The organism is Microbulbifer maximicatervae (SeqCode), assembly GCF_052467305.1.
The window spans coordinates 3320500-3343177 of sequence record NZ_CP174306.1 but is presented as its reverse complement, the minus strand read 5'-3'; the positions used below and the strand labels follow the sequence as shown (position 1 = coordinate 3343177).

At 50.1% G+C, this 22678-nt stretch carries 20 protein-coding genes; 12 read left to right on the top strand and 8 right to left on the bottom strand.

The window, feature by feature from the left end:
* Positions 1-39: 39 nt before the first annotated feature.
* The gene (locus tag ACJJI4_RS14675) at positions 40-984 is read right to left on the bottom strand and encodes an alpha/beta hydrolase (RefSeq protein WP_444925630.1); all 945 of its coding nucleotides are present in this window, start codon (positions 982-984) and stop codon (positions 40-42) included.
* Between the two features lie 72 nt (positions 985-1056).
* On the opposite strand from ACJJI4_RS14675, the gene ACJJI4_RS14670 reads away from it, so the two are divergent.
* Positions 1057-1587 carry a redoxin domain-containing protein gene (locus ACJJI4_RS14670; RefSeq protein WP_444925629.1) on the top strand — a complete coding sequence of 177 codons (531 nt, stop codon included), beginning with the start codon at positions 1057-1059 and terminating at the stop codon, positions 1585-1587.
* 93 nt (positions 1588-1680) lie between these two features.
* Positions 1681-2127 carry a hypothetical protein gene (locus tag ACJJI4_RS14665; RefSeq protein WP_444925628.1) on the top strand — a complete coding sequence of 149 codons (447 nt, stop codon included), beginning with the start codon at positions 1681-1683 and terminating at the stop codon, positions 2125-2127.
* Between the two features lie 148 nt (positions 2128-2275).
* Here ACJJI4_RS14665 and ACJJI4_RS14660 read toward each other — a convergent pair whose 3' ends face one another.
* Positions 2276-2662 carry a DUF2750 domain-containing protein gene (locus ACJJI4_RS14660; protein WP_444925627.1) on the bottom strand — a complete coding sequence of 129 codons (387 nt, stop codon included), beginning with the start codon at positions 2660-2662 and terminating at the stop codon, positions 2276-2278.
* 435 nt (positions 2663-3097) lie between these two features.
* On the opposite strand from ACJJI4_RS14660, the gene ACJJI4_RS14655 reads away from it, so the two are divergent.
* Genes ACJJI4_RS14655 through ACJJI4_RS14645 form a run of 3 tightly spaced genes read left to right on the top strand, consistent with a single transcriptional unit; the run spans position 3098 to position 5600 of the window.
* Positions 3098-3814 carry a hypothetical protein gene (locus ACJJI4_RS14655; protein WP_444925626.1) on the top strand — a complete coding sequence of 239 codons (717 nt, stop codon included), beginning with the start codon at positions 3098-3100 and terminating at the stop codon, positions 3812-3814.
* Between the two features lie 13 nt (positions 3815-3827).
* On the top strand, positions 3828-4841 hold the full coding sequence (locus ACJJI4_RS14650) for a sensor histidine kinase (RefSeq protein WP_444925625.1): 1014 nt from the start codon (positions 3828-3830) through the stop codon (positions 4839-4841).
* Between the two features lie 12 nt (positions 4842-4853).
* Positions 4854-5600, top strand: coding sequence for a LytR/AlgR family response regulator transcription factor (locus ACJJI4_RS14645; RefSeq protein WP_444925624.1), 747 nt, complete (start codon positions 4854-4856; stop codon positions 5598-5600).
* Positions 5601-5755: 155 nt separating this feature from the next.
* Here ACJJI4_RS14645 and ACJJI4_RS14640 read toward each other — a convergent pair whose 3' ends face one another.
* The 4 genes from ACJJI4_RS14640 to ACJJI4_RS14625 form a co-directional block, all read right to left on the bottom strand.
* On the bottom strand, positions 5756-7000 hold the full coding sequence (locus tag ACJJI4_RS14640; protein ID WP_444925623.1) for a ribonucleotide-diphosphate reductase subunit beta: 1245 nt from the start codon (positions 6998-7000) through the stop codon (positions 5756-5758).
* A 413-nt stretch (positions 7001-7413) separates the two neighbouring features.
* Complete coding sequence (locus ACJJI4_RS14635) at positions 7414-10353, bottom strand: ribonucleoside-diphosphate reductase subunit alpha (RefSeq protein ID WP_444925622.1); 2940 nt, start codon at positions 10351-10353, stop codon at positions 7414-7416.
* 807 nt (positions 10354-11160) lie between these two features.
* Positions 11161-12075, bottom strand: coding sequence for an ornithine carbamoyltransferase (gene argF, locus ACJJI4_RS14630; RefSeq protein ID WP_444925621.1), 915 nt, complete (start codon positions 12073-12075; stop codon positions 11161-11163).
* A 22-nt stretch (positions 12076-12097) separates the two neighbouring features.
* Positions 12098-13282 carry an acetylornithine transaminase gene (locus tag ACJJI4_RS14625; RefSeq protein WP_444896447.1) on the bottom strand — a complete coding sequence of 395 codons (1185 nt, stop codon included), beginning with the start codon at positions 13280-13282 and terminating at the stop codon, positions 12098-12100.
* Positions 13283-13599: 317 nt separating this feature from the next.
* On the opposite strand from ACJJI4_RS14625, the gene grxD reads away from it, so the two are divergent.
* On the top strand, positions 13600-13932 hold the full coding sequence (gene grxD, locus ACJJI4_RS14620) for a Grx4 family monothiol glutaredoxin (RefSeq protein ID WP_282933784.1): 333 nt from the start codon (positions 13600-13602) through the stop codon (positions 13930-13932).
* A gap of 110 nt (positions 13933-14042) precedes the next feature.
* Here grxD and bfr read toward each other — a convergent pair whose 3' ends face one another.
* A complete protein-coding gene (gene bfr / locus ACJJI4_RS14615) occupies positions 14043-14534 on the bottom strand; it encodes a bacterioferritin (RefSeq protein WP_020412720.1) in 492 nt (163 codons plus the stop codon).
* Between the two features lie 1148 nt (positions 14535-15682).
* Complete coding sequence (locus ACJJI4_RS14610; protein ID WP_413662956.1) at positions 15683-15913, bottom strand: bacterioferritin-associated ferredoxin; 231 nt, start codon at positions 15911-15913, stop codon at positions 15683-15685.
* A gap of 314 nt (positions 15914-16227) precedes the next feature.
* Between ACJJI4_RS14610 and ACJJI4_RS14605 the strand changes: the two genes are divergently transcribed.
* The 6 genes from ACJJI4_RS14605 (at position 16228) to sixA (ending at position 22645) form a co-directional block, all read left to right on the top strand.
* Positions 16228-16830, top strand: coding sequence for a peroxiredoxin (locus ACJJI4_RS14605; RefSeq protein WP_444896448.1), 603 nt, complete (start codon positions 16228-16230; stop codon positions 16828-16830).
* A 240-nt stretch (positions 16831-17070) separates the two neighbouring features.
* On the top strand, positions 17071-18273 hold the full coding sequence (locus ACJJI4_RS14600; RefSeq protein ID WP_444925620.1) for a serine hydrolase domain-containing protein: 1203 nt from the start codon (positions 17071-17073) through the stop codon (positions 18271-18273).
* Between the two features lie 100 nt (positions 18274-18373).
* A complete protein-coding gene (gene htpG, locus ACJJI4_RS14595; protein WP_444925619.1) occupies positions 18374-20293 on the top strand; it encodes a molecular chaperone HtpG in 1920 nt (639 codons plus the stop codon).
* Between the two features lie 246 nt (positions 20294-20539).
* Entirely contained in the window at positions 20540-21571 is a 1032-nt protein-coding gene (locus ACJJI4_RS14590; protein WP_413662953.1) for an NAD(P)H-dependent glycerol-3-phosphate dehydrogenase, read from the top strand.
* A gap of 13 nt (positions 21572-21584) precedes the next feature.
* The gene (locus ACJJI4_RS14585) at positions 21585-22067 is read left to right on the top strand and encodes a DUF4389 domain-containing protein (RefSeq protein WP_282933779.1); all 483 of its coding nucleotides are present in this window, start codon (positions 21585-21587) and stop codon (positions 22065-22067) included.
* 125 nt (positions 22068-22192) lie between these two features.
* A complete protein-coding gene (sixA, locus tag ACJJI4_RS14580; protein ID WP_444896453.1) occupies positions 22193-22645 on the top strand; it encodes a phosphohistidine phosphatase SixA in 453 nt (150 codons plus the stop codon).
* Positions 22646-22678: the final 33 nt, after the last annotated feature.

Below are 22678 nucleotides of genomic sequence, written 5' to 3'. Positions count from 1 at the left end.
TTGCGGGAATCATATATTTACTTCTATTAATTTTTAGCTCTAGTGATCCTCTACCTCTTGCAAATTGTTCTCTGCCTTCATACGAGATATTTCGATCTCTTCCGCAAAAATCTCATGGATTCCGAAACGGTAACTGTCAGTACTATTTGCCGCATGCGTACCGCCTGGAATCGTTGTAAATGCAATGTGCCAGGGAGTGTTTCCTCGTTCTTTCCAGTGCTTATGCCAGGAGAGTGCATCATTGCGTAGGTTTGGCATGTCTTTAGAGCCACTGGTTACTGCCAGAGTCAGATCTTCTCTTGTTGCTTGTACAGGTTCCCTATGGAAAAACTCCTGTTGTGGAAGAAAGGTGGCGTTACTAGCTATCAAGCCTCGAAATAAGTCGGGCTTAGTAAAGGCCGTGTACAGCACAAAATATCCCCCTCGACTTTGGCCGAAGAGAACCCGTTGTCGAGGGTTTACCGCGTAGCGGCTTTCAACTGCTGGCAAGAGCTCCTGCTCTAGAAAGTTGAGAAACTGCGGTGCACCGCCATACTTAAGTGTGTCAGTGTCAGTGTCAGTGTCAGTGTCAGTGTCAGTGTCACTGGGTAGTGAAAAGTCAAAACTGCGATGATTGATCTCAGGTTTAAATGAGCCGTAAGCAATACCAACGATAATCGCCTCGGGGGCGTAATCATCGTAATGCATAAACAGGTGATTAGTAGCCAAAATTGGGAACAGGGAATCCCCATCGAGGAGATAGATGACCGGGTAAGTTGTATCCTCGTTTGGATTATAGCCCTCAGGCAGGCGAGTATAGATATGGTAGGGGCGCCCAATAATCGCTGAATCCAGCTTAAAGTAGCCCCCTTTCAGGGCAGGCAAAAACTCAAGAGGCTGGGAATGACTTTCAGGAGAAGAGTTACTTTGGTGGTTAGCAGGGCAGCCACTTAGCAGTCCGGCTGCTAATAGCGTTGATAGAAAACGAATAAGGGGCTTTTTCATCGAGTCTCCTATACTAACGGTGGGATTCATTGGTTGACTAAGTCCCTTCTTATATTCTCAAGTGGGGTGCTAATGAGCAATATAAAGCTTGCTGCTGGTATCAATTTTCCTGCAATAGAAGTAAAGCGACTTGGTGGAGGTGAGTTGGTACTGGGGAAGCCCGAAGGTAGTTTCCTTTGGCAGATGGTAGTCGTTTACCGAGGTAAGCACTGCCCTCTTTGTACCAAGTATTTGCGTGTATTGAGTGTGCTACTACCCCGCTATCGCGCGGAGGGTATTGATGTGGTCGCTGTCTCTGCCGATACAGAGGAAAAAGCTTCTCTGCATATGGAAACAATTCAGCCGGGATTTACTGTCGGTTACGGTTTATCAATACCCCAAATGCAGCAGCTTGGGCTCTATATTTCAAAACCCCGCTCCCCTGAAGAAACAGATAGGCCCTTTACTGAACCGGGTGTTTTTGTTATCAACGAATCTGGAAGGCTGCAAATAGTCGACATTTCCAATGCACCTTTTGCGAGGCCTGACTTGCAAACACTATTGGTGGGTATCGAGTTTATCCGAAATCCTGATAACCATTACCCAATTAGGGGAACATATTAAGATTTTTTAAATACCCTGTTAATTCAGAGAGCCATATTTTGGATTAAAAGTTTGTAGTAAAGTTAGAGGTCTGGAATTTAAGGGGGTAGGGTAGTGACGAACGCTTTTCTCTCTGAGGTGAATAACTTCAAGCTTAATCTAATTGATAATAGTAAAGTCGTATTAATTGATGGCCCCAACCAAAGAACTATACCCGTTTATGGTAGAGAGATTGTTGCTCAATACCAATTTCTCGATAAAGTGTTAGTTATCCTACATGATTGGTGGTCTCTGGATCAGGGAGTTAATATCTACCTACTCTCTAGAGGAAGAGTTTTGGATTTTGCTTTGAGTTCGGATATCGACTTATGGGGAGATTTAGATGACGTGAAAGTTATCCAACCGGATACTATTTGCTTTTCTTTTCCGAATGCTTTGCACTGGCGACTGCGCTGCTATAAGCGGGCAAGGCCGGCTTTATATCTTTCTCTTCTTATAGCTTTTGGTGGCGTCGAAACTTATTTTATTCCTGGTTTTCATTGCAACGCCTCAAGTGAATAGTATATATAAATATCAGGCGGCGAATCTGTAATTGTATATTACCCAAGTAAGATAACAGGTGTTTACCCTGTTATCTCACTTTTATTCAATAGAGCTGAACTTTCTTTGTCGGATTTTTGAAGCGGTAGCGTCAACGTGAATAGCCTATTTAGAAGTTGTTCAGCTCTTCCCGTAGATCGATCTCTAGTTCCTCTGAGCTAGTAATCCATACGCTTTTATCCGGCGCAGGAAACACACCTATTTCAATGCCGTCACCTTTTAAGCCAGAAAGCCACTTCTTTAAAAACTGTGGTAAGGGAATGCTTTTAGGGGTGAGGCCCGTTTCATTCTCAGCATAGGCTTGGGCAAATTCAGCGCTTGGCCATACTGGCAGATATTCAAAGCCACCGTCTTCATCGGTGTGTATTTTAAGAAAGCAATTTTGGCTATCGATCAGTATCCAGATCTCCCGCTCTTCTCCGGCTATGCTCAGAAAATACTCGTAGCGATCTTCACAGCTCAAGGTGGCAATATCATTCAAATCAAGGGTACTCATAGAGAATTCACAATCATAAATTTAAGACGGGCGGCTACAACAGGCAACGCCTTCTTGGGGGCGAGTGTAGCTAATATGAGTTATTATGCGCCAATTCTGAATCTTGTCCAAACTGTTTGACTTATTGATAGGCGTCAATGGTGATCTATAAGGGCTTTAGTGGAACATAAGTCTAGTTTGAGGGAGGTAGCAAGAATAGGGGCTCATTAAATGCAGTACTCCCAAAGTCACTATCTAAAACGATAATTGCTATTGTTATCTGACTGTACATATCTCAAAAACAATCCTCTCGATGTTGCATAAGGATCTCGTGCGCATATCTTATTTGGCTTTTCCCCCTGTTTATTTGGGTTCTCCCCCTGTTTACAACTTTTCTCTAGAACACTTTCCTTCTACCCCCTAACTTTGAGGTTCTATTTGAGTGAGGTGGTTAACATGGAAAATCAAAGACAAGTATCAAGTCATCAAAGCAAAATTAATGTACTACTAGCATTGAGCGTAATTTTTTTGGGCGGCTTAACGGGGTTTAAGAGAGACACCGTTGAGTTTGAAGAAATTTTTGTCGAGCGAATCAATATTGTAGAAAAGAACGGCTTGAATCGTATGGTTCTAGCTAACTCAGATAAGGCGCCAGGGGTCGAAAGGTATGGGCGAGAGGTATTTCGATCAGAGTCGTCTAGGCCTGGGATGATTTTTTACAATGATGAAGGGACTGAAAATGGGGGATTTATATTTCGAGGAAGTCAGGACGATGGTATAACTAACCATGGGTTACACCTATCTTTTGATAGATATAATCAAGATCAAACTCTAATGGTGCAACACATTGAAAGTTCTGATTATATGGTGACGGGCCTTACAGTAATGGACCGTCCTGATCAGGATATGGATTTTGATCTGTCTAAGGAGTTTAGTGAGGCTAAAAGGCTTGGCGATAAAGAGCGAATAGAACGGCTAGCAAAACTGTATAAAGAAGAAAAGCTTGGTGGGACTAGAAGGGCTTTTTACGGTACCCTAAATGGGGATTCGAAGCTTCAGCTAAATGATATTGATGGAAACAAACGTATTCAGCTAATGGTTACCAAAGATGGTGAGGCAAAATTAGAGTTTCTCGATATCAATGGTCAGGTTATTATGCGCCTTCCGCAATAAATAAAGTAAAAAGATGAGCAAGGCAGCCATTATTTTTTTAACGACGTGTTTCTCAATTTTGGTTGTCTTGTACTCTGCTACAATAAAAGCTACTCCGGGAAGTGCCATCGTTATACATTATGATGCACCAATTTGGATTGTATTACAGTGCTTTCTCTCTCAATGGTTATCGTTGAAAGTATGTGGCACGTTAATACCAAGCAAAAAAGAGGATAATATATCCATCCAATCCTTCCTTGCAGTTTTTGTAATTAGCGGCTTTATATACCTTTTCCTGGCAATATTTCTTACTTTGTCTTTGGAGCTGTTCTTTGGTGTTCAGGAGATAGATAGAAGACATGTGTCCCTACTTGCGTTAAGTTTGATTTTTTTGCATGTTTTAAACTGTGGTGCAGTTATTTCCATCAAGCTAATTAAAGGGGTTAATGAGCAGCGTCTTGATTTGGAGAGAGTACAAAAGTTACTTTTGGAGAAGCAGCTTGAAGCTATGCAGCAGAAGCTGGATCCTCATTTCTTATTTAATAATCTAAATGTTCTGTCGGCACTTATTGGTTCCAATCCTGAGGTGGCTGATGAGTTTCTAGATAAATTTACAAATATCTATCGCTATGTCTTAGAATGTCAAGATTTCAAAACGATAAGTCTTGATCGTGAAATTACTTTTGCAATGGATTATATGTCATTGGTGGAGCAAAGGTTTTCTCATGCTTACAAATTAGACGTTGAATGTAGAAGAAATACTTTATCTCAACAGGTAACTTTACCTTGTTCTCTTCAGTTGGCGTTGGAAAATGTAATCAAACATAACCAGGGGGATAGGGAGAATCCTTTATGGGTTAAAGTAACAGTTACTGATCACTGGCTTGAGGTGAGAAATAAAATAAGGCCAAAAGTTACAACGGTTCCTTCGGGGAAATTAGGGCTAATAAACCTGAGGGAGAGATCGGAGATGATCTTAGGTAGGTCAATAGAAGTCACGCAAAAGGATGGTGAATTCATGTTGCGCCTTCCACTAACCTGTAACTAATGTAATCATTCGATGAATATTCTATTGATTGAGGATGAGCCGTTAACGGCCGAGAAGCTAAAGAACTATATACTGAAGTATAACTCTCAAGCCAAAATTTTGGGTCCGTTGGATAAAGTTGAAAAGGTTAGGCGATTTTTCCTGGAGAAAATCGAGTTAGATCTCATATTCTCAGATATAGAGCTGCTCGATGGGCCGGTGTTTCATGTGTTGAATGAGATTGATTTACCCTGCCCGATTATATATACCACCGCCCATGACTCCTATTGGATGAATGCTTTTCAAAATATGGGAATTGAATATTTACTTAAGCCATATTCTTACAAGCGTTTTACCGGTGCTATGCTGTCTTTCGAGCAGTTAAAGAGTAGTTTTTCGAATATAACTTATGCGAAGGAAGAACCGGCTGGTGGCGCTGGATTTAGATATAGATTTCTGTTGAGAAAAGGAGGAGGTGTAGAGGTTTTATGGGTAGAAGATATTATTTGCCTAAGAGCTGGGCAAGGAATTATTGTTGCTCACGATAAAAAAGGGATGACTCACTCGTTAGTGCAACAGTCGGTGACTGATCTTGAGTCCCAGCTGAACCCTCAAAAATTTATTCGAATCAATCGTAGCGATATTGTCAATATCCAGTATGTTCAGCGCTTTGAGGCTTATGGTAAAGACACTCTCGCCATTCATCTCTCAGGTTTGGACGAACCTCTCATAACTAGTAAGACAAGAAGTTCTGCTTTTCGGCGCTGGCTTGATAGTTAAAGTTAGGCAGTAGTATTTGTGAGGTGAATACTAAGGAAGACCTTCAGCAAGCTATTATTAGAATAAAAAAAACGGGCATTAAGCCCGTTTTCAATACTTCTCTTCCTGTGAGCGACTACTTTCTCCTTTTTAGTAATTCGCTAACCAGGAAGCGCTTACCACTGCAGTGCGCCGCCGGTTTGGTATTCGATAACGCGGGTTTCAAAGAAGTTTTTCTCTTTGCGCAGGTCCATAATTTCAGACATCCACGGGAATGGGTTCTGAGCGCCAGGGAACTGCTCTTTCAGGCCCAACTGGCTAAGGCGGCGGTTGGCGATAAACTGGAGGTACTCCTCCATCATGTTCGCATTCATGCCGAGTACGCCGCGGGGCATGGTGTCGCGGGCATAGGCTACTTCAAGCTCCATACCCTCGAGAATCATCTGGGTGACTTCCTGCTGGAATTCCGCTGTCCACAGGTGTGGGTTTTCCAGCTTAATCTGGTTGATGACGTCGATGCCAAAGTTCAGGTGCATAGACTCGTCGCGCAGGATGTACTGGAACTGCTCGGCAACACCGGTCATTTTGTTGCGGCGACCCATGGACAGGATCTGGCTGAAGCCACAGTAGAAGAAGATACCTTCAGTGACAGCGTAGAAGGCGATCAGGTTGCGCAGCAGCTCCTGGTCGGATTCAATGGTGCCGGTTTTGAAGTTGGGGTCACCGATGGCCTGGGTGTGGGATAGGCTCCAGGCCGCTTTTTTGGCAACCGCAGGCACTTCGCGGTACATATTGAAGACTTCACCTTCGTCCATACCCAGGGACTCTACACAGTACTGGTAGGCGTGGGTGTGAATGGCTTCTTCAAAAGACTGACGCAGCAGATACTGGCGGCACTCAGGGTTGGTGATATGACGGTAGATCGCCAATACCAGGTTGTTAGCAACCAGGGAGTCTGCGGTGGAGAAATAGCCCAGGGAGTATTCCACGATGCGACGCTCGTCCTCGGTCAGACCGTTGGGGTCTTTCCACATGGACACGTCTTTGTTCATGTTGATTTCCTGGGGCATCCAGTGGTTGGCGCAGCCGTCCAGGTATTTTTGCCAGGCCCAGTCGTATTTAAAGGGAACCAACTGGTTGAGGTCAGCGCGGCAATTAATAATGCGCTTTTCATCTACCTGGATACGGGCCGCACCCATTTCCAGTTCTTCCAGGCCGGGAGCCGGGTCCATATTAGCAACTGCGGCACGGGCGGCATCAACGGCAGTGGAGCCGCTTTGGGCCGCAGGCGACGCCGGAGCGGCTGTGTAGGAAGCGCTGGGCTCCTGCACGGATTTTGCCTGGGCCTCCGGCGTCGGTCGCGGTTCGGTTGCTTTTTCAGGTTGTTGGGGCTTGGTGTCGATGTCGTCCCAGCTCAGCATAGTTGGCCCTTTTGATCGGTCTCACTATCGAAAGTTCGATAAAAAATTCTTAAATCTTCCTGGTGTATTACTCACTAATTGTGTGCAACCAGGGATGACATACCGGTGATTTTTTTTACCGGCAATAATTCATTACAGGTTCGTATTTTTAACTCGCCTGGGCACAGAAAATCCTGTGCCAGATCAATTTTTGCTGCGCTTTTGTGCATTTATTTGCACTGAATTTTCGCTGGCAATTGCACTGGGTTTTCCCGGGAAAATAAGCCGCAGCCGATCCCCGGTCCCTATGGTATTACCCACTATTAAAATAATGGGTGGACCGGGGTCGCTGCGCATGGTCATGCCCGCACTTGCGGTTACGACGCTCTCCCCCGAGAGTCAGTGCAGCCCCTATAAAAAAAGGGGCTTAAATTTTACTGGCAGGCCTCGCAATCCGGGTCGTCCAGTGAGCAGGCCTGAGGCACTGCGGCCGGTGCAGGTGCAGCTTGCTCAGCAGGTGCTGCCGCAGCCACTCCGTTGCTACCGCCGTGTGCACTTACCGCGTTCAGGGTGCCGCTATTTACCGTAGATTTCTCTGTGGTAGTGGCAGCCAGTGCGCGCAGGTAGTAAGTGGTTTTCAGGCCGCGGAACCAAGCCATGCGATAGGTTAGGTCCAGCTTCTTTCCGTCGGCGCCGGCAATATACAGGTTCAGGGACTGGGCCTGGTCGATCCACTTTTGGCGACGGCTGGCGGCGTCCACAATCCAGCGCGGCTCCACTTCAAACGCGGTGCAGTATTTCGCTTTCAGGTCTTCCGGTACGCGATCGATTTTCTGTACAGAACCTTCATAGTATTTCAGGTCGTTAACCATGACTTGATCCCATAGGCCGCGATCTTTCAGATCGTGTACCAGGTAGGGGTTTACTACGGTGAATTCGCCGGACAGGTTCGACTTCACATACAGGTTTTGATAAGTCGGTTCGATCGACTGGGAAACCCCGGTGATATTGGCAATGGTCGCAGTAGGAGCGATCGCCATTACGTTGGAGTTGCGCATACCTTGGGCTTTTACTTTCTCGCGCAGGCCGTCCCAGTCCAGAGTGGAGCTGGTGTCCTGTTCGATAAACTGCTGGCCGCGCTGCTCAGCGAGGATCTGGATGGAATCCAGTGGCAGGACACCTTTGCTCCACAGGGAGCCTTCGTAGGTCTGGTACTTGCCGCGCTCGGCAGCCAGGTCGCTGGAAGCGGAGATGGCTTCGAAGCTGATCGCTTCCATGGTGTTGTCGGCAAAGGCGACGGCTTCGTCGCTGGCGTAGGCGATACCGGCCTTGTACAGCGCATCCTGGAAGCCCATCAGGCCCATGCCAACAGGGCGGTGACGCATGTTGGACTGACGCGCACTTTCAACTGCGTAGTAGTTGATGTCGATAACGTTATCGAGCATACGCACCGCAGTTTTTACGGTATTGGCCAGCTTGGTGCGGTCGAGTTCACCGTTCTCACCAATGTGTTGAGCCAGGTTGACGGAGCCCAGGTTACACACGGCGATTTCGTCGTCGGCCTTGGTGTTGAGAGTGATCTCGGTGCACAGGTTGGAGCTGTGAACCACACCGGCGTGTTGCTGCGGGCTGCGCAGGTTGCAGCTGTCTTTAAAGGTGATCCAGGGGTGGCCGGTTTCGAACAGCATGCCCAGCATCTTGCGCCAAAGGTCTAGTGCGCGGATCTTCTTGAACAGACGCAGCTTGCCTTCGGCAGCCAGTTGCTCGTAGTGGTTGTAGCGCTCTTCGAATGCGGTGCCGAACAGGTCGTGCAGGTCCGGGCAATCGGCCGGGGAGAACAGGGTCCACTCTTTGTCTTCGAACACGCGCTTCATAAACAGGTCGGGGACCCAATTGGCGGTGTTCATATCGTGGGTGCGGCGGCGGTCGTCACCAGTGTTTTTGCGCAGCTCGAGGAATTCCTCGATATCCAGGTGCCAGGTTTCCAGGTAGGCACAGACAGCACCTTTGCGCTTACCGCCCTGGTTGACGGCTACTGCGGTGTCGTTGGCCACTTTCAGGAAGGGCACAACACCTTGGGACTTGCCGTTGGTGCCTTTGATATAGGAACCCAGGGAGCGCACCGGCGTCCAGTCATTGCCGAGACCGCCTGCCCACTTGGACAGCATGGCGTTATCGCGGATCGCGCCGTAAATGCCGTGCAGGTCGTCCGGTACCGTGGTCAGGTAGCAGGAGGACAGCTGCGGGCGCAGGGTGCCGGCGTTGAACAGGGTCGGGGTGGAACTCATGTAGTCGAAAGAGCTCAACAGGTTGTAGAACTCTACCGCGCGCTCGTTTTTGTTCTCTTCATTAATGCTGAGGCCCATGGCGACACGCATAAAGAAGATCTGCGGCAGCTCGAAACGAATATCGTCGCTGTGCAGGAAGTAGCGGTCGTACAGAGTCTGTAGGCCCAGATAAGTGAACTGGTGATCGCGCTCGCCTTTTAGAGCTTTGCCGAGTTTTTCCAGGTCGAAGGTGGCCAGTGCAGGGTCCAGCAGGTCCAGCTCGATACCCTTTTTCACGTAAGTGGGCAGGGTAGAGGCGTACAGCTTTTCCATCTCGTGCTGAGTGGCGCGCTCGGCAACACCGAGGAAGCGCAGTGCTTCGGAGCGCAGCTTGTCCAGCAGCAGGCTGGCGGTAGCGAAGGTGTAATTGGGCTCCTGCTCAACCAAGGTGCGCGCAGTGATTACCAGCGCGGTATTGATATCGTTTTCGGAAACACCGTCGTACAGGTTTTTCAGGGCTTCGTTAAGAATTGCCGCGCTGTCGACATCTTTCAGGCCTTCACAGGCTTCTTTGACAACGGTGCGCAGGCGTTCCATATCCAGGGGGGCAAGGCTGTCATCGTCCTGCTTTACACGGATGCTGGGGTGGGCATCGACAGCTTGCTCGGCAATTTGAGCGGTTTTTTCTTTCTCTGCGCGCAGGCGGGCGTGTTCTTCACGGTAGAGTACGTAGTCGCGGGCAACCTTTTGTTCACCGGCGCGCATCAGGGCCAGCTCTACCTGGTCCTGGATCTCTTCAATGTGGATAGTGCCGCCAGAGGGCATGCGGCGTTTGAAAGTGGCACTGATCTGGCCGACCAGTTCTTCAACTTGCTCGTGGACACGGCTGGAAGCAGCGGCGGTGCCGCCTTCAACAGCGAGGAAGGCTTTAGTGACGGCGACGGCAATTTTGCTGTCGTCGTAGGGTACAACGGTGCCATTGCGCTTGATTACGCGGATCTGGCCCGGTGCAGTAGCGGCCAGAGTCGTGCCGCCAGTCGCCTGGTCGCTGGAGGTGCCTGATTTTTCCGCAGGCACGGCTTGAGAGCGCCCTGTCTCTGTGTGCATGTAAATCTCCGAAAGGTTTGTTCTGTTGTCTGTCCGCGTGCGTTCAAAAGAACGGCGGCCACATGACTGTGTGGCATGGCGGAGCGTGTCCTTCGCTTTGCCAGTGTTTATCCACAGCTGTGGACACTGGAAACAGGCGGCTTGTCACCGGCTAGCTGAAAAGGTTTGCCAGCTGCTGCCTGTGGCGGAAATTCCATTCCGCCCGCTTACCTCTGATTCTGCTTTGAAAAAAGCAGCGCCTGACGCCCACCGCCAAAAAGTGTGGTGGTGCGCCGGAATTTGCCCCACATAATGGGGGTGCTCTTGAGCCTCTACCCCAATATATAGGGGGTCGGCCTCGAGTGCGCTACAAGATAATGCGGTAGGCGGGTCAGTTCAAGGCGAATAACTATGTAGTTGTTTGTGGATAAATTGTGGGTAGAGGTGCTGAGTCAGTAGCCACTTTCGCGGCAGAGCCCGCCAGCCCTGGGCTGCAAAGGAGTGGGTGCCGGGAAAGAACGCTGGGTACAGTGTCTTACAATTTTTTTTAATAGCTAGAGCGCTGTAAATTAACAACGGCAATAACCATTTGCAAATGGCTGCTCTTTGAGCAAAGTGGTACTCAATTGCTCAATTTACTGACGCTTATTTAATTCTGACATCTTGGCTGGCTGTAAATTAGTCGTTGGCGCCGATTGCTAAATTTAGCGATCTCTTGGATTTTTTGTCGCCAATCGCATCTTTTATATATTGTCGGGAGGAGAGGCGCAGGGGAGTGAGTACAGGTAACAGGGTACAACCGCAGGAGTGGCTGTACCCTTTTAGGGTTTATCGACCGTGGTCTTGGAGGAATTCCATCAGGGCTTTTTGCGCATGAAGGCGGTTTTCAGCCTCATCCCATACCACCGAGATGTTGCCATCCTCTAAAAGTTCGGCACTCACCTCCTCTCCACGGTGGGCGGGCAAGCAGTGCATAAAGATGGCATCGCTATTGGCGTGGCTCATCAGCTCGTGGTCCACCAGGAAGCTCTCGAAGGCTTTCAGGCGGATCTGTTGTTCAGTTTCCTGTCCCATGGAAGCCCACACATCGGTGGCCACCCAATCGGCCCCTTTAACAGCCTCCACCGGATCGTGTACTACGGTGACCCGATCACTTGCCGAAGCGAGGATATTGGCGTTGGGCTCGTAGCCGGGCGGGCAGGCTATGCGAAGCTCAAAATTGCACAGGCGGGCAGCATTAATATAGGAGTGGCACATATTGTTGCCATCGCCGACCCAGGCGACCACCTTGCCCTCTGGACTGCCGCGGTGCTCCACAAAGGTTTGGATATCTGCGAGCAGCTGGCAGGGGTGGTAGCTGTCGGAGAGGGCATTAATCACCGGTACCTTTGAATATTCTGAGAAGCGCTCCAGTACCTGGTGGCCAAAGGTGCGAATCATCACCATATCCACCATGCTGGAAATTACTCGGGCGCTGTCTTCAACGGGTTCCCCGCGGCCTAACTGAGTATCGCGGGGAGATAGGAAGAGGGCGCTGCCTCCCATCTGTGCCATACCGGCCTCAAATGAAACGCGGGTACGAGTAGAGGATTTTTCAAAAATCATCCCCAGCACTTTGCCGCGAAAAAGGTCAGTATTTATTCCTTGAGTGTGCAGTGTTTTGAGTTCGATCGCGCGCTCAATAATTTGCTTGAGCTCTTCCGAAGACAAGTCTGTCAGGGTGAGAAAATGTCTGATCGCCATAAGCTGTTCTCCTTTTTTTGCATCAGACCGCTTGCAGTGCAAACTGGTGAATCAGTGAGCTGACATCGTTTGCCAATTGATGGCACTCGTCGTCGCTGAGTGTGAGTGGGGGGAGCAGGCGCACTACATTGCCGGCTGTAACATTGATCAGCAATCCGCGCTCGCGGGCTATGTCCACCAGTTTGGCACAGGGCTGCTGCAATTCTATTCCGATCATCAGCCCCAAGCCCCGCACCTCTTTGACCTGGTCGCAATCGGATAACTGCTGTTTGAGTTGGTGCTGCAGGCGTTGCCCCAATGCCTCGGCGCGCTCTAACAACCATTCACTTTCCAGCGTATCGATCACTGCCAGTGCGGCACTGCAGGCTAGAGGGTTGCCGCCGAAAGTGGAGCCGTGGGTGCCCGCAGAAAATAATTGTGCGGCAACTCCCCTGGCCAGGCAGGCTCCGATAGGGACACCGTTACCCAGCCCTTTGGCAGTGGTCACTACGTCGGGCAATATGTCCGCATGCTGGTAGGCAAACATTTTGCCGCTGCGGCCGTTTCCGGTTTGCACTTCATCCAGCATCAGGAGCCAGTTATGTTGATCGCAGATTTCGCGCAATTGCCCCAGGTAGTTGGAAGTGGGCACGCGTACACCGCCCTCTCCCTGAACCGGCTCAACCAGCACTGCGACAATATCGTTGCGCTCACCTGCGAGCTTTTCGATGGCTGCAGTATCGTTAAACGGCACACGCAAAAAACCCTCGGGCAGAGGACCGAAGCCCTCTTGGATTTTTTCATTGCCGGTTGCTGTCAGGGTGGCCAGGGTGCGGCCGTGGAAAGCGCTTTCCATTACCAGGATTTGAGGGGTCTCAATGTTGCGGCTATTGCCTAGCCGCCGCGCTAATTTAATCGCTGCTTCATTGGCCTCAGCTCCAGAATTGGAGAAAAACACATTGTCCATACCGGATAGCTGTACCAGCTTGTCTGCCAGTTTCTCCTGCGCAGGGATATTGTAGAGATTGGATACATGTAACAGGGTCCGAATCTGCTCGTGCAGGGCCAGGGTCACTTTGGGGTGGCAGTGGCCAAGGCCGCAGACGGCGATTCCAGAGATTGCATCCAGGTATCGTCGGCCCTGATCATCCCATACATAATTGCCTTCACCCCGCACCAGTGTGAGGGTTCGATCGCCATAGTTTTGCATGAGTGTCGGGGTGGCCACCGGGGCATCTCCTTAAATATTGACTATTTGAACTATCTATTTTCCGCAGAAAGTTCTGTTTAAGCTTTCTAATCTGCACTTTATATCGATTGGGGCAATGGTATCACAGCCTTTATAAGCTGTGTGCTATCTGGCTGGCTGAATTTTCAACATGGTATCCGGTGTTGCAGATCTGCGGTTTTTGCTTTCATCGAGGGGATGGTGTACTTATTGCCGGCCCCACTGGGGTACAATGGATGCCGGCGCGCTATACCAGATGATGGTATGGTGCCTGTACACTTACTTTTTGCTTCGACCACCTGAGGTTTTTCACGCTTATGGATACACTGGAGAACATCAAGCAGCAGATCGCTGATAACACCATTCTGCTTTATATGAAAGGTAGCCCTAATGCCCCCCAGTGCGGCTTTTCCATGCGGGCCTCCCAGGCGATGATGGCTTGCGGTAAGCGCTTTGCCTACGTTGATATTCTGGCTAACCCGGACATCCGCGCTGAGCTGCCTAAGTATGCGAACTGGCCGACCTTCCCCCAGCTGTGGGTTAAGGGCGAGCTGATCGGTGGCTGTGACATCATTATGGAAATGCATGAGAACGGTGAGCTGAAAACCTTGATTGATGAGGCATCAGCGGAGAGCGAAGGCGAGGATTAATTTCCGCTTTTGCTCCAATATGTCTGCTGCTATAGATGGTAGGCATACTGTAGAAACAAAAAAACCGCAGCGGAAGCTGCGGTTTTTTTATGCCTGTGAGAGGACTTAAACTACTTGCCAGAGTGGCCGGCTGCAGTTTCCATTTGAGTTTGCAGGTAGTTTTGAATGCCAACTTTGTCGATCAGCTCCAGCTGGGTTTCCAGCCAATCTACATGCTCTTCCTCAGACTCGAGGATTTTCTCCAGCAATTCACGACTGCCGTAATCCCGAACGGACTCGCAATAGGCGATGGCTTCACGCAAGTCGGGAATGGCCTTGGATTCAATTTTCAGGTCGCACTTGAGCATCTCTTCGGTATTTTCGCCGATCAGAAGTTTGCCCAGGTGCTGCAGGTTGGGAATACCTTCGAGGAAAAGAATGCGCTCGATCAGCCAATCGGCGTGCTTCATTTCATCAATGGATTCGTGATATTCCTGTTTGCCCAGCTCTTTTAAACCCCAATTGTCGTACATGCGGGCGTGTAGGAAATACTGGTTAATAGCTACCAGTTCATTACCCAGTACTTTATTTAAATGCTCAATTACCTTGGGGTCGCCTTTCATAGCCTGTGCTCCTGAAGCCCTGCCAACTCAATAAGGTTTGCAGAGAGTTCCTATTTGTTAGTCGCTAGAGATTAGTTGATATTTTTAGTTACTAAAGTTTATTAGTCACTAAAGTCTGCGGCTGCCTGATTTACCTAATTTTATTTTAGGGTTTAAGCTGCAATCGGGGCTGAGTTTGCGTTGCGATTTGCGGCAAGTCAAGAAATAATTTTTCTTGCGGAATACAGGAAAAACAAGGGTTTTAACGCAAATTTAGCCGAAAATGGCAACGAAAATAATTATCATTTAGGTTGTGTGAGCAATACAACAATAAGTCATTTATTTCGAATATTAACCCTTGTTATTGGTGGGTTGTGCATTTCAGTTGAGGTTAATGTTTTCATGTTTGGTATTAATAATGCTTCTTATTTATATATACGGGTGAAACGCTTGCAGTTATAAGTTGAGCCAAAACCTTTTCTAGTATTCGAATGGCGCTTGAATAATTAATTTTTTTCTAAATTAAATGATCCCAACTTTTGATAGTTTGCCATCTGAGCGACTTATTGAATGGTTACCTGGAATATAAAAGCGATTGAGTTGATATTTTGTTGATGGACTCATGCCCTGAATTGATGTTGACCACTGTCGAATGTCACGTGGATTACGAAGGGGTTAACAAAGCGGTGTCTGAATAAATCCGTAATATTTTCGGGCTCCTGAAGTCAGCAGGTTTTAGGTACGTCGCTGCGAGTGCCTTGTCTAACAGGGCCGACCCTACAGGCTTTCATGGCAGATTCACGCTCTGCGCTGTAAAAACCAAAAACATCACGGAGTTGTTTTGAGGCTTTCTAAAACAGATTTTCTCAATATCCAACTTTTCCGACCCAAGGGGTATTGCAGTGAGATTGGAGAGGTAAGTAAATCGGAGGGCTAGAGTTTGGCCGTTATGTAAAGCCGGGAGACGCGTTTACAGGTTGAGATTTATAGCTGCCCAAGGTTGGCGGATATGTGTTCAGGTTGAGAACGGAGATAAAGACAGTGGAGGCACGCTAGTTCGACTTGGATGGGAGTCTTATACAGGTTTTTAAGGTTTTACGAAGAGCTGGAGGACTGGGTAGATAAAAGTGGTAAAGAGGCCACCAGAGGAGGGTGGCCATATTGGACGGTCAGCTGGCGGAGTAGAAGAGGCCGTTGTTGGCAGAGGATACCATCCCACCGCTCATGGTCTCATCAATGATCTCCTTGGTCTGCTCGGCACAGCGTCCACATTGAGAAGAAACGCCCAGCTGGCGTCTTAACGCCTTCACCGAAGTGGAGCCATCATAGATCGCCTCTTTAATCTGGCGGTCAGTTATGCCCTTACAAATACATACATACATGGCGGTGGCTCTGTTCAACTCTTACTCAATAGTAGTCAGGTAGGAATCCTATTGCAATTGAGAATGAGTGTCAATAAGATTTCGAAGTGGTCGCATTTCACCCTCTTTGTTTGCTATTTGTACATTTTTGCGGGTAGGTCATCCTATTTTGGGTGTTAGTTCACGCATAGCCGTTCTGCTATCAGCCTGATTTAAAAAATTTATGGGCCTGAAATAAGTGGGTGTGTATCATAGCGGCCCACTATTAATTCCCATTCGATTTATAGCTGTTGCTCATAAATTGAACACTCTACGTATCATCAACAACCCATCATTGGATTGAGGAGGTTTTCATGGCAGTTCTGGTAGGCAAGCCGGCTCCGGATTTCACCGCTGCAGCGGTATTGGGTAACGGCGAGATCGTCGATACTTTTAACCTGAAAGAAGCAATCAAAGGTAAGAAGGCTGTAGTTTTCTTCTACCCGCTGGACTTCACCTTCGTATGTCCTTCTGAGCTGATCGCTTTCGACCACCGTTTCGCTGAGTTTGAAAAGCGCGGTGTTGAGGTAATCGGTGTATCCATCGATTCCCAGTTCTCTCACAACGCATGGCGTAATACCTCCGTCAACGACGGTGGTATCGGCCCGGTTAAGTACACTCTGGTTGCAGACGTTAAGCACGAAATCTGCCAGGCGTACGACGTAGAAGCTGACGCTGGTGTTGCTTTCCGCGGTTCCTTCCTGATCGACGAAGAAGGCACTGTGCGTCACCAAGTAGTTAACGATCTGCCGCTGGGCCGTAACGTTGACGAAATGCTGCGCATGGTTGACGCTCTGGCGTTCCACCAGGAGCACGGTGAAGTTTGCCCCGCCGGCTGGCAGGAAGGCGACAAAGGTATGAACGCTTCTCCGGAAGGCGTAGCGGCTTACCTGAGCGAGAACGCTGAGAAGCTGTAAGACGCTTTTTGCGCTGGGGTCTCCGGGCCCCAAAAGAAGAACCGCCGCAAGGCGGTTTTTTTGTTTGTACAAGCCTTGTTGCGCTGATCTGCGCTGATTGGCATGGCCGTCCCCGCGCTCGAGAAAAGTGCAGACTAGAATTCAGCGGTCAGTCCTGCGTGGCGCCTAAATAGAGTTTTTGCCCGCTGGCTGCTAGTCTTATCTGCAACTACCGGATTGCTTTGGCGGCTCGATTTGCTTATGAGACCTGCAATTCTTTCAAATATCGTCTACGGCATGCGCGCCTCTATGGCACGTTTTTTCCTCTTCCTGGTGATTCTGGGGAGTCTGTCCCTGCCTGCGCAAGCGGCTGATATAGACGACAGGGCCAAACAGTTTGGCCGATACTTCAAACAGATGATGGCGGGTAAATCTATACCCGGCGGCGCCTATGTCATCGTGGATGGCAACCGGGTGGTCGCGATGGACACCTATGGCGTCAGGGTCAGGGGTAAATCCGGCAAGGTGGATCAGGATACGGTGTTCCGTCTGGCCTCGGTATCCAAGACCTTCGCTGCCAGTATGGCCACTATGTTGGAGCATGAAGATCGCTTCAAATGGGATGACAAGGTGGTCAACTATGTGCCGGACCTGAGCTTTAAGACGCCCTCGCTGTCTCGCCAGCTTCAGGTGGAACACTTGCTCAGCCATTCCTCGGGCCTGACCCCAAACGCCTACGACAACTACCTTGAGGACAACAAGCCTCTCAGCAAGATATTGCCCAAGTTTGCCAATATCGATCCGCGCTGCACGCCGGGAAAATGCTACGGCTACCAGAATGTGTTGTTCAGCCTGATTGAGGATGTGATTTTTGAGGCGACGGGGGTCTCCTTTGCCAGCCAGCTGAAAAAGCGAATTTTTGTCCCGCTGAAAATGCAGAACGCATCGGTCGGCTGGGAGAGCTTTATGGCCTCCGACAACCGTGCGGCACCCCACATTCAGACAGGCAGCGGCTGGCGCCCGGTAAAAGTGGAGAAGGAATACTACTTTGCTGCACCGGCGGCGGGAGTGAATGCCAGTATCTCCGATATGGCCCAGTGGCTGAAAGCGCAGATGGGCTACTACCCGAAGGTACTGTCACCGGAAGTGATCGCCGATATGACTACTGAGCGAGTCGCTACCCAGCGCCATATGCGCCATCGTATCTGGAGAGATTACCTGTCTCACGCGGGCTATGGTCTGGGCTGGCGCCTCTATACCATTGGTGACGATCGTATTATTTACCACGGCGGTTGGGTTGCGGGCTTCCGTGCGGCGGTTGCCTACTCGGAAAAGTTGAAAGTGGGTATCGCTATTCTGATGAATGCGGAGTCCCGTGTGATCTCAGATCTCACTGCCAATTTCGTAATCGATATTACCGGTAAAGGTAACCTTGCTACCGCTCAAACCAGTGGAGATCGCTGATCTCCACTGGTAAGTGATTGTCCTTCCCCCCTTGAAACCTGCTGGCTGATCCCAATATTTGCTCCCTGTTCCGATTGACGTGTACGGGGAGACCGAATAGATGACCGTTGAGGCCCAAAAAGAGAGCCATGGATTCCAGACGGAAGCCAAGCAGCTACTGCACCTGATGATCCACTCGCTTTACTCCAACAAGGAGATTTTCCTGCGCGAGCTGGTATCCAACGCTTCTGATGCCGCCGACAAGCTGCGTTTTGAATCGCTGTCCAAGCCTGAGTTACTTGGCGAAGATGCAGACCTGCGTATTCGCATCGAGTTTGACAAGGAAGAGGGCACGCTCACCATTACCGATAACGGTATTGGTATGAGCCGCGATGAAGTTATCGAAAACCTCGGTACTATCGCTCGCTCCGGCACCTCTGCATTTATGCAGCAGCTGACCGGAGACCAGAAGAAAGATGCGCACCTGATCGGCCAGTTCGGTGTGGGCTTTTACTCCGCCTTTATCGTCGCTGACAAAGTGGACGTATTCACCCGTCGCGCCGGTTTGAATTCCGATCAGGGTGTGCACTGGGAGTGTCACGGTGAAGCGGAATACTCCGTAGAGACTATTGAATGGCCCCAGCGCGGTACCCGGGTGGTTCTGCACCTGAAAGAAGAAGCGAAAGAGTTTGCCGATAGCTGGCGCCTGCGCTCCATCATTAAAAAGTACTCCGATCACATCGCCATTCCGGTGGAAATGCTGAAAGAGGAAATGCCGGCGGCGGAAGAGGGCGAAGAGCCGAAAGAAGAAAAGGCGCCTGAGTTTGAAGCAGTAAACGCTGCCCAGGCCCTGTGGACTCGTCCCCGCTCCGATGTGAAATCTGAGGAGTACAAGGAGTTCTACAAGCATATCTCCCACGATTTCGACGATCCCTTAACCTGGAGCCACAACCGCGTAGAGGGTAAACAGGATTACACCAGCCTGCTATACATCCCTGCGCGCGCACCGTTTGATCTGTACCAGCGTGATGCCGCTCGCGGCCTCAAGCTGTATGTACAGCGCACTTTTATCATGGACGATGCGGAGCAGTTCCTGCCGCTGTACCTGCGTTTCGTGAAGGGTGTTCTGGACTCCAACGACCTGCCGCTGAACGTATCCCGTGAAATCCTGCAAAAAGATCGCAATACCGATGCGATCAAGAGTGCGCTGACCAAGCGTGTTCTGGATATGCTGGATAAATTGGCGAAGAAAGATGGCGATGAGTACCAGAAGTTCTGGGATCTGTTCGGCAATGTATTGAAAGAAGGCCCGGCTGAAGATTTCTCCAACAAAGAGAAAATTGCCAAGCTGCTGCGCTTCGCCAGCACCCATACCGATACCGAGAAGCAGGATCAATCCCTGGAAGACTATGTGGGTCGCATGAAGGATGGCCAAAAGGCGATCTACTACGTGTGTGCCGATAACTTCGCTACGGCCAAGTCCAGCCCCTACCTGGAAGTATTCCGCAAGAAGGGCATCGAAGTGCTGCTGCTCACCGATCAGGTGGACGAGTGGTTCGTGGGCCATATGAACGAGTTCGACGGCAAGCAGTTCCAGGACGTGGCCAAAGGTGCTCTGGACCTGGGTGAAGCCGAGAGCGATGAGGACAAAGCTGAGCGCGAAAAAGTTGAGCAGGAGTCCGGTGCCCTGGTTGAGCGGGTACAGGTAGTTCTGGAAGGTCGCGTTGAATCCGTACGCGCAACCACTCGCCTGGTGGACTCCCCAGCGTGTCTGGTAGTGAGCGAACAGGATATGGGCCCGCAAATGCGCCGCATCCTGGAGCAGGCCGGCCAGGCCCTGCCAGATGCCAAGCCGATCTTTGAAATCAATCCGTCCCACCCACTGGTACAGCGTCTGGACCAGGAGGCGGATGAAGATCGCTTTGCGGATCTCACCAATATCCTGATGGACCAGGCTAATCTGGCTGCCGGTAACCAGTTGGCAGACCCGGCGGATTATGTGCGCCGTCTGAACACGCTGCTGCTGGAAATGCACGGCTAAGTCAGCACAACTGATTGGTGCTAAGCGATGGCCAGCGGAGTTGTTTTAGACTTTGCTGGTCCCAGAAGCGGCCCCTGCCGGATCGAGCGGTGTTTTATCGGTTGGTCAAGGCAGAGGGCCGTTTTTGCTATTTACTGTGCCGTTTCGCACAATTGGCAGAAGTTTAAAACAAATTGACCCCATTGGGCTCAGCGGGTCATGCCTCTATAATCCGCAAGTCTTATAAGAAGCTTTATCGGTGTGACAATGCAAAAAGAAACTTCCAACCCCCTCGCTATTGCCGTATTGGGCGGCGGCAGTTTCGGAACCGCGATTGCCAACATTGTGGCGGGCAACGGCCACGACACCCGCCAGTGGATGCGCAACGCGGAGACGGCGGCTGAGTGTCGCGACACTCGAGAAAACCATAAATACCTGCCCGGCGTGCCGCTGCACCCGGAATTACAACTTACCAGCGACCTGGAGCAAGCGGTCGATGGTTGCAGTATCGTTTTTGTCGCGATACCCAGTAAATCCTTTCGCGAGGTGGTAAAAAAAGTAGCCCCGTTGTTGGCGCCGGGCACCATGCTGATCTCCACCACTAAGGGAATCGAGCATGACAACTTCCACTTAATGAGCGATATCCTGCGCGAGGAAACCACCGACATGCGTGTCGGGGTCTTGAGCGGACCAAATTTTGCAAAAGAAATTGTTGCGGGGCACTACACTGCAACGGTGGTGGCCAGTGAAGACGAGGCACTTTGCAAAGCGATTCAATCGGCACTGCACTCGGAGACTTTCCGGGTTTATTCCAGTAGCGATGTGTTTGGAGTAGAGCTTGCCGGTGCGCTAAAAAATATCTACGCGATCATCACTGGTATGGCTGCGGCACTGGAGCGCGGGCAAAATACCATCAGTTTATTGATCACCCGCTCCCTGGCAGAAATGATGCGTTTTGCCGAAGCGATGGGTGCCGATCCCATGACGTTTATCGGCCTCGCCGGTGTCGGCGACTTGATTCTGACCTGTTCCTCAGATCTCAGCCGAAATTATCGGGTGGGGTATATGGTCGGTAAAGGCAAGCCGCTCGATCAGGCTGTCGCAGAAATCGGTCAGGTGGCCGAAGGTGTGAATACGGTTCGTCTGATTAAACAGAAAGCTGACGAAATGGGTGTCTACATGCCCTTGGTTTCCGCGATTCACGCCATATTATTTGAACAGCGGCCGATTCCTGAGGTGATTCGCAATTTGATGTCGGGCGCGCAAACTTTTGATGTGGCCTACTCGGCCAAGCCTTAAATGGAAGCCTCATATGAAAAATGACGATCTAAAGCGCAATCTTACTTCCGGCAACCAGTGGGTGCGCCTTATCTATATGGTGCTGTTTGCAGTGTGCCTTCAGGTTGCCGCGTGGTTACTGATGGCGGTAGTGATACTGCAATTCCTGTTTTCGATTATCAGCGGGAAATCCAACGATAATCTGCGTCGCTTTGGCGATCAGCTCGCCTCCTATGTTTACCAGGCGATCCAGTTCCTGATCTACAACTCCGACGAAAAACCTTTCCCGTTTGCCGAGTGGCCTGAATCTGAAGTAGAGGATTTGTCCGGTTACGAGGGCGCCGAAGATGTTTCTGCAGAAGTGGTTTCTACAGAAGTAAAGCGTGAAAAGGACAAGGCTGAAGACGAAGCCGAGGATGCCATTATCCTGGGTAGCTCCGAGCCCGAGAGCAGTGAAAAGCCAGAGCTGGTTGAGGAAAGTGCCGACGACGCCGACAAACCTGTCGACAAGAACTGATTGCTTTTCCTATCGCTAATTTATCCGGTGCCTTATCCGTGGGCACCGGATAAATATCTGCTGCCCTCCCTACGAATATTCCCGCAGATATCAACAAAGTAACAACCTACCCTTGAGGAAGCCCCATGCAGCTGTTTATTTTGCGTCACGGTAAAGCCGAGCCCATGCTCGCCAATGATGCAGAGAGAGCCCTGACAGAGCGCGGGCGCAGGCAGGTTGCACAGGTTTGTAAAAAGCGCGCCGAGGAACTGGCGGCGGTAAAGGCTATTTGGGCCAGTCCATTTGTACGCACCCAGGAAACCGCTGAAATTGCTGCCGCTCAACTGGGATTGCCTGTTATTACCGAACCGCTGCTGATCGGCAATACCTACCCACAGCAACTGCTCGACCATTTGCAAACCCAGGATACCTTCCCGCTTCTCCTGGTTAGTCACCAGCCTCTGGTGGGCAGCCTGCTCAATGGCCTCTGTGGCAGCGGTAACGAACACCCGATGGGCACTTCCAGCCTCGCCTGTGTCAGTGCGGATGTATGGGCTAATGGCTGCGCTGACCTGGAGTGGTTGCAGCACGCAGAGTAATTTTTCCGGTCGTGTCTGCCAGTAAATCCCTAT